Here is a 14,036-nt window from a genome sequence, read left to right as displayed (position 1 = left end):
GCCAATCGTGCCTAGATCGGTCGTGCTGAACTTTTTCTCTAACGATATCGGGATTGACCTGGGAACGGCAAACTCCCTCGTATTCGTCCGCGACAAGGGCATTGTCCTTCGCGAGCCTTCCGTCGTCGCTGTTTATAACAACACGAAAAAAGTCCGCGCCGTCGGTATTGAAGCGAAGCGCATGCTGGGGAGAACCCCGGGCAACATCACGGCCCTGCGCCCCATGAAAGACGGCGTCATCGCCGACTTCGAGATCACCGAGGCCATGCTGCGCCACTTCATCACGAAGGTCGCGCACAACACCAAATTTGTCCCGCCACGCGTGGTCATCGCCGTCCCAAGCGGCATCACGGAAGTTGAGCGCCGCGCGGTGAAGGAATCCGCCATCCATGCGGGTGCCCGTGAAGTGCTTCTGCTAGAAGAGCCGATGGCTGCCGCAATTGGCGTTGGTTTGCCGATTGAAGAACCGGCCGCCAACATGATTGTGGACATCGGCGGCGGCACCACGGAAGTAGCGATTATTTCTTTGGCCGGTGTGGTCTTTACCCGCTCCCTCCGCGTGGGTGGCGACGAGATGGACAACGCCATCATTGCCTACATGAAGCGCGCCTACAACCTGATGATTGGTGAGCGCACGGCGGAAGAAATCAAAATCCGCGTCGGCTCGGCCTACCCGCTCGAGGAAGAGCTAACCATGGAGGTGAAAGGCCGCGACTCCGTAGCCGGCCTGCCGAAGACTTTGCACATCACCTCGCAGGAAATTCGCGAAGCGTTGGCCGATGTGTTCAACTCGATTATCGAAGTGGTCCGCTCCGCGCTGGAGCGCTGCCCACCGGAACTTTCTGCCGACCTCGTCGACCGCGGCATCGTGCTCGCTGGCGGCGGCTCCATGATCCGCAACCTGGACAAGCTCATTAGCGAAGCCACGGGCCTGCCCGTGATCCTCGCCGAAGACCCACTGTCCGCCGTGGCCAATGGCACGGGAATTGTGTTGCAGGACCTGAGCTGGTGGTTGCGTGATTCGGCCTAGCTGAACCTCGCAAAGATTAAAGGAAAAAGGAAAAAGATTAAAGGGCTTGAGAACTCTAGGGAGTGTTTTCAAATTAAAGTTGTTGATGGGACGAGGGAAAATGAATGCAGCGCCAGGCGGCTTGAGCGAAGCGCACTGGAAGTGCGTGAGTAAAAAGCCAACGCCGCGACCTTTCATTTTAACCGTTCAGGCTCCGGATGGCTTTTTCCCATCAGCTTCGTTGTCTTCTGGCCGAAAGGCTTCCAGCCTATTCGACCTCAGACGCCTCGCTGACTGAAAAAATCCATGCCGCCATCAACAACTTTAATTTGAAAACAGTCCCTAGCCTTCTTCCGCTGACTATTGGCATTATTTGAATGTCCATATAGGCGAGTATCCTATCGGCATCATGATAAAATCATTTTCCTTTAATCTTTTCCCTTTTTCCTCTCCTGAATGAAACTCCTTCGCCAGCTAAAGCCGATCTTGCTGCTTTTGATTTTTCTGGCGATCTGGACGCTGACGCCGGTAGTGGTGAAGCGCTTCACGCAGGATGCGTTCTACGAGTTTCAGGCGCCAATGATCGCCGTGCAGGGCTACGTGAAGGACCTACAAACCTACTGGTCGCTGCGCACCCGCTCGAAAAACGACCTTATTGAAGCCGGACGCGACCTTTCACGCCTCAATTCCCGCTACCAAATCGCCCAGCAGGAAAACCTCACGCAAGAAGCTGAAATCGCACGTCTGGAAAGCTTGCTGGAACTCCCCTCCCGCCCCGAATTTCGCTACGAAGTCGCCCGCGTGGCCCAGCGCGACATATCCGCCTGGTGGCATCAGGTGATCATTCGCAAGGGCGAGAATTACAACATCCCGGTCGGCGCGGCGGTCATTTACAACGGCGGCGTTGTTGGCCGCGTGCGCGAAGTCCATGCCTACACCGCGACCGTCGAGCTCGTCAGCAGCCCGGGGTTTCGCATGGCGGCCAACGTAGTGGGAGAGGCCGCGCCGGTCACCTACATTGGCGTCGTCAACCCGCCCTTCAGCCCGCCGCGCGGTGAGGCGCTCAATGTCCCGCCGACCATTAACGTGACCCCCACCGAGCCGCGCAAGTTGGTCTCATCCGAGCTGGGCGGCATTTTCCCGGCAGGCTTGACCATTGGCGAAATCACCGCGCTTGAGCCGGGGTCCGATGGCTACTTTCAAAAAGGGTCCGTGCGCCTGAGCCCGCAACTGTCAGCCCTGCGCGAAGTGGCGATTGTTATCCCATTTGGACAAGAGCTCGCCATCGAGCGCGCCGAGATGGAGGAGTCGGGTGGAATTTGACCTGCGCTGGCCACTGTTTTTGATCTGCAATTTGCTGCTGATCATTCTGCTGCGCATGGTCAACGATGCGGCCTCAGTGGCCGGTTTTTATATCTGCCTGCCGGCGCTACTCGTCCTGCTGCCCGCGCTTCACACCCCACCACGCTGGGGGCTCCTGCTCTGCTTTGCCACCGCCCTGTTTTATCAAGCACCCTACGGCGGTCCGGCCATGCCCTACCTGATCATCCTAGGCACCGGCTACGTGATTTTTCGAAATTTCAGCAGCCAACTGAGGCGCTTTCGCCGTTTCCAACTGCTCACGACCATTGCGCTGCTCAATGTCCTCCTGGTCTTTGTGCAGGGCATCCTACTGGCACCAGACCTGGCAATCGGCAAATACTACACCGAGCGCATACTTGTCGACGCCCTGATCTCCGCTCTGCTCATCTATCCCGTGGGCAACTGGTTCGTAGAGCTGCAATACAGCCTCATGCACATCTTCGGCTCCGACCCCCACTCCGACGCCCCTCCCCAATAACCCAGCCTCCGGCTGGACCGGTAGATTTTGCTGTGCAAAATGGGGGGACGGCGTTGGCCCTCAGAGCAGCTTTTTCTGCTTATCCATCGCTTCCGCTAGACTTTCGGCAGGAAGTCGTCGAGGTCGTCATCATCCGTGGAAGCCGCAGGATTCGGATTCGACTCCATGTCGAAATCGTCGTCCATCCCGATGTCCGACATGATGTCCTCATCGGTCGATTCGGCGGCAGACTCTGCAAGCTTCTTCAGTTTGGCCATTTCCTCGTCGTCTTCCACTGAGGCCGGCTTTGGCTTGGCGGCGGCGGCTTCCTCAGCTTTTTTGCGGATGTCCAACGCTTCCTGCTCCTTGAGGCGCTCTTCGTCCTCGTGATGCTTCTCTTGCTGCTTTTTAGCAACTTCCTGGTCGGCGGCGGAAATATCGGGCGGCACCGTGCTAACCGCTTCCAGAATAGTGGTCGTGCCCTCAGTTACCTTGAGCATCGAATCCTGGTGCAGCGTATACATCCCGGTCGCCATCGCGATGCGTTTGAGGTCGGCTGTTTCGCGGCCTTCGTTAATCGCGCGAACGAGGTCCTCACTGTTTTGCATGAGCTCGTGAATACCAACACGGCCCTTCATCCCATTGCCACCGCAGGCTTTACAACCACTTTCCGAGGCGCGGAAAATCGGGTGCGGTTCCCAGTCGGGCATGGCGCGCATCATGATCTCCAGCTCGTTGCCCTCGGGCATGTATTCTTCCTTACAACTTTTGCAGACGCGGCGCATCAGACGCTGGGCGCAAACCACGAGCAGCGAGGCGGAGATCATGAACGGCTCGATCTCCATGTCTGTGAAACGAGCCACCGTGGACGGCGCGTCATTGGTGTGGAGCGTGGAGAGGAGCAAGTGACCGGTGAGCGCGGCCTCCACAGCGATTTCCGCCGTTTCCTGGTCACGAATTTCCCCCACCAGAATGATGTCGGGGTCCATACGCAAATAGGCGCGCAAGGCACGGGCAAAGGTCAGCCCGATCTGCTTGTGCATTTGCATTTGGTTGATACCCGGGATGGTGTATTCGATCGGGTCTTCCGCCGTCTGGATGTTGATATCCGGTGTGGCAATTTCACGCAAAGCGGAGAACAGCGTCATCGACTTACCCGAACCGGTAGGGCCGCAGTGCAGAATCATCCCATAAGGCTGGCGGATACAGTCGCGGTATTTGGCCAGGTTATAATCCGAAAAGCCCAGTGCGGTGATCGGCAAGGCGCTCTTCGTCTTATCGAGAATACGCATGACGATCTTTTCGCCAAAGTTCATCGGGCCGGTCGCAACACGCAGGTCGATATCGATGTTTTTCTTCGTGTATTTTTTAAAGACGATACGGCCGTCTTGCGGAAGTCGCTTTTCGGCAATATCCAGCTCAGACATAATCTTGTAGCGCGCGCTCAGGGCGCCGGCTACCTGTTTGGGCAAACGCAGCTTTTCCTGGCAAACACCATCAATGCGGTAGCGCACGATCAGGTCATTCTCCTGCGGCTCCACGTGGATGTCGGACGCGCCCAGCACGTAGGCGTCTTCCACAATGCGGTTAGCCAAGGTAATGATCGGCGCAGAATCCTCGTCTTCGAGGTCACCGCCGCCAGCCCCGGTCGGATCGCCACCGGATTCAAATTCGGCCCCAATCACGTCGACCAGACCAGAGATTTCCTCGTCATCGGAGGTCTTCATTTCCGGCGCGGCGGCGCTCTTGAAATACTCGCCCATCAGGTCGTTGATCAACGACTCCGGCGCGACCATCACCTCTTCCAAATGCAGCTCGGACTCCCGCTCAAACTCCTCACGCGAGTGATAGTCGTAGGGATTGATCATCACCGCCGCGACACTGGTCGGGGTCAACTTCTTGGTCGGCACCACGCCCGTTTTCTTGATCAGGTCTTCGCCCACGACTTCGAGCAGCTTCTCGTCAAGCTCGAGCTCCATCTTGTCGAGCACGAGACGCGAGTCGGTAAACTTGGCAATGTACATTGCCAGCTTCTCGTCCGGCATCTCGTACTTCGGATCGATGAGGCGCTGGATGAGCGGCGCGGTGTATTCGGCAACTTCTTCGAGCACCTTTAAATCATCGCGACGGAACTCCGGGTGGATCGCGTCGGGCTCCTTGTTGAGCACCTGGATCGCGCCAATACACTTGCTGCCAATCAAGGGCACGGTGACCATCGAATTCACGTCAAAGCCGGTGTTTTTGGCCATATTGAACATTGGCCGCGTGTTCTCCTTGGACAGCGAGAAAAACGCCGGCTCACCGCGTTCGATTACCTTGCCAACGATGCCGGTGCCCACTGGCAGTTCCAGCTCTTTGAGCTTCTTTTCCTTCTCGTTAAATTCCTGCTCCTTGGCCTTATTATCGCCCCAAAGCGAGGGCGAATAATACACGTGCTTGAAGCGAATCTTGCTCCCCTGCACCAAGTAAAATGTCATCGACTGAGCCTGGAGCAGCTCCACAATTTTGCTCGAAGTAAGCTCGATCACGTCATCGACGTCGTCCGGTTGCGGCTCCTTATTGGAGATAATTTTCAGCAGTAGTGTACGACGCAGCGGTGCAGAGAGTTCAGTATCAGCCATAGCAGGTAAGAATTTTGAACCGGATTGTAACTGTGCATAAGCGTATGGCAATCGGTTATTTCAGAGCGTGAATCAGTTGGCCCACGGCAAACACATCGCCCGCCCAAAAGCAAAATTGCCCTTCTCAGGGGGCCGGGGGGGGGGGTAAAACCACCTTGTAATAATATCAAAGAACACTGCCCTACCCGCCCGCTCGCCGGAACGAGGCGCAGGTGGGCGCTGGCAGCTCAGGGGCCACCGGCTGGAGCAACGCAAATACGTCTGCTCACACGTCTGACGCTGCGTTGGGCAGGCTGGCATAGGGCGTCCGGCGAGGAGTTGGTTTGCGGCAACATTGGGCGTCGGGCGCCGGGTACTTCACACCTACCCGGCGGCGAATGGGCCCGTTGACGCAAGTCTCACACGCTGGCGACTCGAAAGCCCCCGCATGGCGTCGACTGGGATACCTCGGCGTGCTGGCTAAGGCGGATGGTGCTGGATGGGGAAGTTCATAAGTGTGTAGGTGGGTAAAGTGTATAAGTGTTCAAGTTGGAGTGGAAAGGTGGGGCGCAGTCTCTAGACAAGCAGCCGCAGAGGAGTGGCATTTGCCGACGGCAAATCAATCGGTCCAGCGGGACGCTGGTGATCAATAAAACACTACGACTCTCGTCCTCATTCGCCAAACATAAAGTGAACGCGTGAGCATTTTAATAGTGAGTAGCTCTCACTATTAACTCGAGCTGGCCATCAACGACTTACACATACGAAACACTCATAACGTGAATGAATCTCATTTTCGACTTTCCTTATGAGATTCATTCGCCATGCTGATCGACATGCCAGTAACTGAAGACGCAATTTCTGCAGCCGAGGCCGACTACGCCGAGCTGCTCGCCAACACCCAATCCTTGATCCTCGCCACCGGCGGAGCGTCCCCCACCCCGGAGTCCTCCTACGTGCCGCATGTGCGCGACGCCCAGGGCAACTTCTACGTGTTCGTCAGCGAAATGGCGCGCCACACGATCAACCTGCGCGGCGGCAACACCGCTAGCGTCATGTTGATCGAAGACGAGTCCGCCGCCAAACAGATCTTTGCCCGCCGCCGCGCCACTTACACCGTGAAGCCTGAAGAGCTCCCACGCGACAGCGAGGAATGCAAAGTCCAGATCGATGCCTTCCGCGAAAAATTCGGCGGCATGATCGACATGCTCGCCGGCATGAATGACTTCCACATGATTCGCCTCGTACCCACCAGTGGCCGCGTGGTGCTCGGTTTTGCAGCCGCCTTCCGCGTGACCGGTGAGAACTGGGATAAGCTGGAGCAGCGTGTCGCCACGGGTTCCAAGGGCCACGGCTAAACACAAAGCCGTAGAGCGCCACGTTTTCGCTTAAGTCATCACAAAAAGACTGGGCGCCCGATGCTTTTTGCTGAAAGATCAGCATCGTGCAATTTTTGAAGCGATTTGAAGCCGACATTACACTCGGACTGCCTGAAGCCACGAAGAGCTTTGCCTTATTCAAGGCCAAGAAATGGGATGAACTAGCATCCCTGCTTGAGCCCTTGCATCCAGAGCAACAAATCCTTTGTTGCGACACCATTTGCCAAAAGTCGTTCGATGCCGCTCCAGGCATAAAGGCCTTCCACCAGTCTGCCCCAAACAACCCTACGGCAAATGTAGTCACAGCCTATACACTGAGCCGTCTGGCCATGGATGCGCGAGGTGGAGCCCGTGCACAAGACACCTCCAATAAGCAATACGAGAATTACTACCAGCGCTTTTACGAAACGCGGGAATTCATCGATCACGCAACAGAAGTTGCCCCAAACAGTCCCCTCCCTGCCTATGCGTTGATACTGGGCTGTGAGCCATACGGCATCGGCTTACAGGACGTCTTCGAACTCCATCGGCAAATGCACACCGTGTGCCCGGACTTCCTTACGGGCAGCATCGCACTACTCACTTTAGCCTGCGAAAAGTGGTTTGGCAGCCATGACATCATGTTCGAGATTGCACGGGATTTAGCCGCGCAAACTGAAGACTTCCCATTCGGCGTAACCCTCATCGCCGCCGCCCACATCGAGCGCTGGCTGCATTATGCCGCATTTGAAAACAATCAATACGCAGCGGATGCTTATCTGAAATCGCCTGCCGTCCGTGAAGAGTTAGAAGCTGCCTTCGCGCAAGCAATGCCGCTCAGCCAAGAAGTAGACTCGTGGCAAAACACTTGTTTCTACAACCACTTCGCTATGGCCTTCTATCTGGTCAACGATGCGCCTAAGGCTGCCGGGCTCCTCAAACTGATTCAAAACCGCATTACGATACGCCCTTGGTGCTACTATAACGCCGATCACGTCAAGTGTGCCTTGGATATTCGTCAGCAACTAGGCCTTAAGCGACGCCCCTAGCAATCTACCACGGCTTAACAAGTTAGGGTTGACCGTTAGAGCGGTCCAAGCCAAAGGTGTAATCAAAGAAGATTTAAATCATCTCTGTATGCCCTCGATAGCCCCCGTCAAACTTCGCTGCGCCCATCAATACGCCCCACTTGGCCTGGAAAATGGTCAAGTGGCTTTCAGTTGGCAAGTTCAAGCCTTAAGCCGTAACGCCGCACAATCTGCGTGGCAACTGCAGGTCGCGCCAGCCAATGCATCCTTCGACGCCTGCGTCTGGGACTCCGGAAAAACCACAGGCGCGGACCAGCTTCACATCCAATACGCGGGCGAAGCGCTAGAAGCGCATCAACACTACCAGTGGCGCCTAAAACTGTGGGGCGCTGATGGCGACGAAAGCGACTGGTGCGAGCCTGCTTATTTCGCGATGGGCATCCTCGACCGCGCGGAGTGGAAGCGCGCCAAGTGGATTCGCCACTTCCAGGGCAGCCTGCGCGCATGCCCGCATTTTCGGCGCGAGTTCGCCGTCGAAGGCGAGATCGTGGACGCGCGACTTTACGCGACGGCCAAGGGGCTCGTGGAGTTTGAAATCAACGGCCAAAACGTCACTGGCAACAAATTCCTGCCTGGCTGGACAGACTACAGCATCCGCCTACCCAGCCATTGTTTTGACGTCACTGCGCTTGTGCAAAACGGCGACAACGCCATTGCCTGCACGTTGGCCGAAGGCTGGTATCGCGGCGAAATGACTTGGGAGCACCGTCGCACCAACTGGGGCGCCGAACTCGAAGCGCTGGCCATGCTCCGTCTGGAGCGCGCCGATGGCTCCGTGGAGTGGGTCTGCACCGACGAATCCTGGGTTAGCGCCCCCGGCCCAATCCTTGCGGCCAGTATGCTCAACGGCGAAACCTACGACGCCAATTTACAGCTCAAGGGCTGGAGCCAACCCGGTTTTCAAACCATCAAGCGCACCTACCCCGTCCGCGCCAAAGACGTCGCAGATGAATTAATCGAGCACCATCGCGGTGTGCCCGTCACCGAGCAATACGAGTTCCAGCCCGTGAAACGCTGGCAGCAAAGCCCGGGTAAATGGATCTTTGACCTCGGCCAAAATTTCTCCGGCTACGTCCGCCTGAAAGCCGACATCCCGGGCGGCACGGTCATTCGTCTGCGCTTCGCGGAAGTCCTCACGCCAGACAAGGAAATCTACGTCGACAACCTGCGCACCGCGCTCGCGACCGATACCTACATCGCTGCCGACGACGGTGAAGTTACCTGGACGCCGAAGTTTACCTTCCACGGTTTCCAATACGTCGAGCTCAGCGGCTTCCCCGGCGAACCGCCGGAAGACGTCATCACCGGCGTTTTCGTGGGCAGCTTTTGCCCCGAGGCGGGCAAACTCCGTTGCAGCAACCCCATGCTGGAAAAGCTCGCCAGCAACGCCGTGTGGACCCAGCGCTCGAACTACCTCGAAGCCCCAACCGACTGCCCACAGCGCGACGAGCGCCTCGGCTGGACGGGTGATGCCCAAGCCTACCTGCGCACCGCGATTGCCTTCCACGATGTGGCGGCGTTTTTCGACAAGTGGCTCCAAGATCTGGAGGACGCCTGCGAGCCCGATGGCCGCGCGCCAATGGTCGCCCCCACCGGCTGCCGTGCCGAAGGCAAAAAGCTGATCCCTTCGCCGAACGGCGGCACCGCTGAGGCCGCTTGGGGCGACGCGACCACCATTTGCCCCACGACCATTTACAAGTGCTACGGTGACCAACGCGTGCTCGAAAAGCACTACGGAATGATGACGCGCTACGTCGACTTCTACCGCCGCACCACCGCGCCGGGCACGAAGATCCGCTACGGCTATCCCTTGGATAAGCTGCCGAATGGCGAAACGGTTGACACCCCCACGCTCTTCGGTGACTGGCTAAACGTCAACTCCGACACCGCTGGCGAAATCATCCGCACCGCTTTTTACGCCGAGAGCGTGCGCTGTTGCTGCATTGCCGCCTACGTGCTCGGCAAAGCGGAGGAAGCCGAAACGTTCTCCAAGGAATGGGAGGCAATACGCGCTGATTTCCAACGCGAATTCCGCACCACCGATGGCCGCATTATAGGCCGCTCCAAAGCCATCGAATCACAGACCGGCTACCTGCTCGCGCTCCAATTTGACTTGCTTGAGGAAGACCAACGCCCAGCCGCCGTCAAGCACCTCGTGGCCAACATCCGCGCACACGACACGCACTTAACGACGGGCTTTGTCGGCCTCCCCTACCTGCTACCGGTGCTGTCGCGCTTCGGCCAAACCGAGCTTTGCTACGAGCTATTGCTCAAGCAGGACTACCCGAGCTGGGGCTACGAGATCGCCCACGGCGCCACGTCGATCTGGGAACGCTGGAACGGCTACCACGACAAGGATGGCCCCGGCGACCCCAACATGAACAGCTACGCGCACTATGCCTACGGCGCCGTCTGCGAATGGCTCTTCTCCGACATGGCGGGCATCGATCTGCTCGAGCCAGCCTTTGCCAAGATCCGCATTCGCCCGCGCGTAGGCGGCGGGCTGACCTCGGCTGGCGCGACTCACGAATGCGTGCGCGGCGTCATCCGCAGCGACTGGCAACTTGACGGCGATACGTTCACGCTCGAAGTCGAAATCCCGGGCAACGCCACGGCGGAAATCCACTTGCCGACAACAGACGCCAGCAGCGTCACCAAAGGCGATACCGCCGTCCCAACCACGGAATCCGATGAGCCGGGCTACCGGATGCTAACCGTGGGCGCCGGCAGCTACGTCTTCCAGTGTCAATTCGGTTAAGCGCAAATTCAGCGCTTAGTCGAACACCACGGTCTTGTTATTATAAACGAGGATGCGGTGCTCGAGCTGCCAGCGGATGGCCTGGGCGAAAACCGCCTTTTCCAAGTCCTTGCCGCGGCGAATGAGATCCTTCGGGCCGTTGCGATGCGTCACGCGGGCCACGTCCTGCGCAATGATCGGGCCTTCGTCGAGGTCGGCTGTGGCAAAGTGCGCCGTAGCGCCGATCAGTTTCACGCCGCGCTCGTAGGCTTGGTGGTAGGGACGCCCGCCCGCAAAGGCCGGCAAAAAGCTGTGGTGGATGTTGATGACCGGGCAGCCGATGTTCGCCAGGAAACTCTGCGAGAGCACTTGCATGTAGCGCGCCATCACGACGAGCTCCACGCCCGCTTCCTGCATAATGCGAATTTGCTCGGCCTCGGCCTCGGCCTTGTTAGCCTTGGTCACGGGCACATGGTGAAACGGCAGGCCGTAAGACGCGGCGGCGTCAGCCAGCTCCTCGTGATTCGACACCACAACGACTGCTTGCCCCGGAAATTCGCCCGAACGAAAACGCAGCGCAATGTCGTGGAAGCAGTGATCGATCTTCGAGACCATGATGCCCACGCGCTGACATTCGTTGCCCAGCGAGATATTGCACGACATGCCGAGCTCCTGCCGCGCGTATTGGGCAAACGCCTGGCCCTCGGCCTCGGCATCATTGCCCTCAGCCGGCATCCAGACCACACGCTGAAAGAAGACGCTCGCTTCGTCGTCCCGATGTTGGTCGGCGTGTCGAATATTTCCGCCACGTGCAAAGATCCAGCTCGCGACGTTGGCGACGATACCGGGTTTGTCCGCGCCAAAAAGCAAGGCGGTGATTGGGTTGTCAGATGTGCTGCTGGCCATGATGCAAGCTAGCTATAAAAGCAATCTGGGCGTGGGCTTAAAGACTTTTTATTCGTTCAAACATAAGCCTAATTGATATTCCAAGCAACAGACTTTGATATAGGAAATTACACTCAGAACTCATGGGATTTGTAAAATCCCCGTAAAGGAAAACGCCAGACTAGAATCCTATTGCCAATATGCGATGGATTTGCCCCTGCCTCGTCATAAGGCAAGGACCCCAGTGCCGAAAGTATGAATCTGTAAGGACTAAGTTTAGCCATGCAGAGTCGGAATTTTTTTGATTAAATTTACAACATAACAAACTACCCGTTATGAATGGCACATTTTCCCACTTACTTTCATGCAGTCGCTACTTGATGGCAATTCTGGCCATTAGCACTTTTTCTACAACCGCCCAAGCTGACACCAACGAACATCTACCCATCAAAAATGAACAAGGCCAAGTGGTCGGTGCCATCATCGAACCGCTCAAAACCGAGGCCAACGTTGCTCCCTCGGTGATGATTAAGCTCAATGACGGCACTCAAAGAGCCCTCCTTGCCAGCTCCCTGCAACGGGTAGGCGATGCCTACATTCTCCATCCTGTCAGCACCCCAAAGAGTGAAACCGACGAGGCCATGAACGCCGCCTTCGAAGTCCGCTCGATGACAATGGTGCTCATCATGCAAAGCCACGAGGACACAAAGTTACTCAGTGACATCTCCAACTTGGCCTATGACGTAAAGGACAACAAACTCTACCTCGTTGGCGACTTACCGAACACCTACGGCCTTGAGCGCTTACTCGACGTGACCTCCGAGCTCTGCGAGTTCGAAATCGTGCCGAACATCACAATCAAACCCGCAGAAGCGCGCAGCTAGAGCATCTTTTTACATTTAGCTTGGCTGATCACAGGCCGCAGTAGTTTTTTCGTGTTCAGCAAGGCGGCTTGAGCGCGGTAGGCTGGAAGCCTGTGACCGAAATACCAACGCCGCTGGCGTGGAAAAGTGCTCGGTTACACGCTTGGGGCCAGATTAGGCCAAGCTAAATGAAAAACGCTCTAGCCAGCCACCGATTTACGACAAACGCAGCCGGTTCGCCAACGCTGCGTTTTTTTGTGCAAAAAAGAGTTTGACGCAGTGAACATTAATCTAATACTCATTTGCACAACACAGGAACCACCATGAAAAAACTTACCACCCGTCAGCACGAAATTCTCGGTTTTATTCAACAACAATTCCGCGAGCAGAGCTATTGGCCCAGCATCCGCGAAATCCAGGAACACTTTGGCTTCAAGAGCACCAACGCCGTAATGGGGCACCTCCGCGCCCTTGAGCGCAAGGGCTACATCAGCCGCGCTCCCGGCCAGGCTCGCACCTTCCGCGTCACCTATGACGACGGCACCAACAAGCCCGTTTTCGCCAAGGACGTAGTGGACATTCCGATTTTTGGCACCATCGCCGCCGGCTACCCGGAAGGTGTGGAGTCCGCCGGTGAAATCGGTCGCCTTCAGCTCGATATTTCCACCGCCGGCGTCCGCCGCAACAAGCGTGCCTTCGCACTCAAAGTCCGTGGCGAAAGCATGATCGACGCCGGTATTTTCGATGGCGACGTGGTCGTCCTCGAGCCCGGTCTGCCAAAGGATGGTGACATCGTGGCTGCCCTGATTGACAACGAAACCACGCTCAAGCGCTTCGTGCAGTCCACTGGTCGCGCCCCCTACCTGAAGGCGGAAAACGTCGACTACCCGGAGCTGCATCCCGTTGCCGAGTTGGTCATCCAGGGCATCGCCAAGGCTGTCGTTCGCAGCCTCTAGCACACCGCGCTGATGGCAGAGATCAGTCCGCTGGAGCAGCGCATCGGTCATCAATTCCGCGACCCCGCCTTGCTTACACAGGCGTTGACGCATTCGTCGCGCCTGCAAGATGAGCCGGAAGCCATTGACAACCAGCGCCTTGAGTTTCTGGGCGATTCGGTGCTCGGTGTCTTCCTGGCGGAGGCGCTGTATCAAGCCTATCCCGACGAGCGCGAGGGCCACTTGGCCCGCGCCAAGTCGATCTTGGCCAAAGGCGACTTCCTGGCGCAGCTGGCCCGCGAGCTGGACCTCCCCCCCCTCCTCCGCATGAGCGAGGCCGAACGCTCGATGGATGGTCACCTCCGCGACGCCGCGCTAGAAGACGCGTTTGAAGCGCTCATCGGCGCCGTCTATCTAGACAGCGATTTCCCGACCACGCGCACCTGCCTGCAAGGGCTCTACGGTGACCTCCCCACCCGCCTCGAAAAACGCCTCGCGCACGACAACCCCAAAGGCCGACTCCAGGAATGGACGCAGGCCCAAGGCCAGGAACAGCCGATCTACACAATCGTCAACGAAACTGGCCCTGGCCACGCCCGCGAGTTCACCGCCGAAGTCGCCGTTGCTGGTGAAGTCCAAGGCTCCGGCCAGGGTGCGAGCAAAAAAGAAGCTGAAGAAGTCGCCGCCCGCAGCGCGATCAAGCAGCTAGGGATTTAAGAATTTCGCGGGCTAAAATTGCCTT

Annotated in this window: 11 protein-coding genes; 9 read left to right on the top strand and 2 right to left on the bottom strand. The window is 57.4% G+C overall.

From position 1 onward, the window contains the following. Window positions 1-7: 7 nt before the first annotated feature. The 3 genes from RBB62_RS05155 to RBB62_RS05145 all read left to right on the top strand — a co-directional run bounded on the left by RBB62_RS05155 (window position 8) and on the right by RBB62_RS05145 (window position 2,849). Window positions 8-1,030: a rod shape-determining protein gene (locus RBB62_RS05155; RefSeq protein WP_269537462.1), complete on the top strand. Its 1,023-nt coding sequence runs from the start codon at window positions 8-10 to the stop codon at window positions 1,028-1,030. Between the two features lie 435 nt (window positions 1,031-1,465). Continuing rightward, complete coding sequence (gene mreC, locus RBB62_RS05150; RefSeq protein WP_309397663.1) at window positions 1,466-2,332, top strand: rod shape-determining protein MreC; 867 nt, start codon at window positions 1,466-1,468, stop codon at window positions 2,330-2,332. 31 nt (window positions 2,333-2,363) lie between these two features. Next, a complete protein-coding gene (locus RBB62_RS05145) occupies window positions 2,364-2,849 on the top strand; it encodes a hypothetical protein (protein WP_309397662.1) in 486 nt (161 codons plus the stop codon). 95 nt (window positions 2,850-2,944) lie between these two features. Here the strand turns inward: RBB62_RS05145 and RBB62_RS05140 are convergent, their stop codons facing one another. Beyond that, window positions 2,945-5,449 carry an ATPase, T2SS/T4P/T4SS family gene (locus RBB62_RS05140; RefSeq protein ID WP_309397661.1) on the bottom strand — a complete coding sequence of 835 codons (2,505 nt, stop codon included), beginning with the start codon at window positions 5,447-5,449 and terminating at the stop codon, window positions 2,945-2,947. Window positions 5,450-6,264: 815 nt separating this feature from the next. Between RBB62_RS05140 and RBB62_RS05135 the strand changes: the two genes are divergently transcribed. The 3 genes from RBB62_RS05135 to RBB62_RS05125 all read left to right on the top strand — a co-directional run bounded on the left by RBB62_RS05135 (window position 6,265) and on the right by RBB62_RS05125 (window position 10,632). Beyond that, window positions 6,265-6,786 (top strand): HugZ family pyridoxamine 5'-phosphate oxidase, encoded by a 522-nt coding sequence (locus RBB62_RS05135; protein WP_309397660.1) that lies wholly within the window; start codon window positions 6,265-6,267, stop codon window positions 6,784-6,786. A 95-nt stretch (window positions 6,787-6,881) separates the two neighbouring features. Beyond that, window positions 6,882-7,835 carry a hypothetical protein gene (locus RBB62_RS05130; RefSeq protein ID WP_309397659.1) on the top strand — a complete coding sequence of 318 codons (954 nt, stop codon included), beginning with the start codon at window positions 6,882-6,884 and terminating at the stop codon, window positions 7,833-7,835. 88 nt (window positions 7,836-7,923) lie between these two features. Then, a complete protein-coding gene (locus RBB62_RS05125; RefSeq protein WP_309397658.1) occupies window positions 7,924-10,632 on the top strand; it encodes a family 78 glycoside hydrolase catalytic domain in 2,709 nt (902 codons plus the stop codon). A 15-nt stretch (window positions 10,633-10,647) separates the two neighbouring features. Here the strand turns inward: RBB62_RS05125 and purU are convergent, their stop codons facing one another. Then, window positions 10,648-11,517, bottom strand: a complete 870-nt coding sequence (gene purU, locus RBB62_RS05120) for a formyltetrahydrofolate deformylase (RefSeq protein WP_309397657.1) — start codon at window positions 11,515-11,517, stop codon at window positions 10,648-10,650. A 359-nt stretch (window positions 11,518-11,876) separates the two neighbouring features. Here purU and RBB62_RS05115 point away from each other — a divergent pair, with 359 nt between their 5' ends. The 3 genes from RBB62_RS05115 (at window position 11,877) to rnc (ending at window position 14,011) form a co-directional block, all read left to right on the top strand. Continuing rightward, window positions 11,877-12,380, top strand: a complete 504-nt coding sequence (locus tag RBB62_RS05115) for a hypothetical protein (RefSeq protein WP_309397656.1) — start codon at window positions 11,877-11,879, stop codon at window positions 12,378-12,380. Between the two features lie 302 nt (window positions 12,381-12,682). Continuing rightward, window positions 12,683-13,315, top strand: coding sequence for a transcriptional repressor LexA (gene lexA / locus RBB62_RS05110; protein WP_309397655.1), 633 nt, complete (start codon window positions 12,683-12,685; stop codon window positions 13,313-13,315). Window positions 13,316-13,327: 12 nt separating this feature from the next. Then, a complete protein-coding gene (rnc, locus tag RBB62_RS05105) occupies window positions 13,328-14,011 on the top strand; it encodes a ribonuclease III (RefSeq protein ID WP_309397654.1) in 684 nt (227 codons plus the stop codon). Window positions 14,012-14,036: the final 25 nt, after the last annotated feature.

It is taken from the genome of Cerasicoccus maritimus (assembly GCA_031296935.1).
In the GTDB taxonomy this organism is placed as follows: Bacteria; Verrucomicrobiota; Verrucomicrobiia; order Opitutales; family Cerasicoccaceae; genus Cerasicoccus; species Cerasicoccus maritimus.
Note: the sequence above shows the minus strand (reverse complement) of the source record. Positions and strands in the feature narration are given on the sequence as shown.

Excerpts from the sequence above, each read along its gene's own strand:
- mreC (WP_309397663.1), top strand. The coding sequence starts at position 1,466 with ATGAAACTCCTTCGCCAGCTAAAGCCGATCTTGCTGCTTTTGATTTTT.
- RBB62_RS05115 (WP_309397656.1), top strand. The coding sequence starts at position 11,877 with ATGGCAATTCTGGCCATTAGCACTTTTTCTACAACCGCCCAAGCTGAC.
- rnc (WP_309397654.1), top strand. The coding sequence starts at position 13,328 with ATGGCAGAGATCAGTCCGCTGGAGCAGCGCATCGGTCATCAATTCCGC.
- lexA (WP_309397655.1), top strand. The coding sequence starts at position 12,683 with ATGAAAAAACTTACCACCCGTCAGCACGAAATTCTCGGTTTTATTCAA.
- RBB62_RS05125 (WP_309397658.1), top strand. The coding sequence starts at position 7,924 with ATGCCCTCGATAGCCCCCGTCAAACTTCGCTGCGCCCATCAATACGCC.
- purU (WP_309397657.1), bottom strand. The coding sequence starts at position 11,517 with ATGGCCAGCAGCACATCTGACAACCCAATCACCGCCTTGCTTTTTGGC.
- RBB62_RS05135 (WP_309397660.1), top strand. The coding sequence starts at position 6,265 with ATGCCAGTAACTGAAGACGCAATTTCTGCAGCCGAGGCCGACTACGCC.
- RBB62_RS05140 (WP_309397661.1), bottom strand. The coding sequence starts at position 5,449 with ATGGCTGATACTGAACTCTCTGCACCGCTGCGTCGTACACTACTGCTG.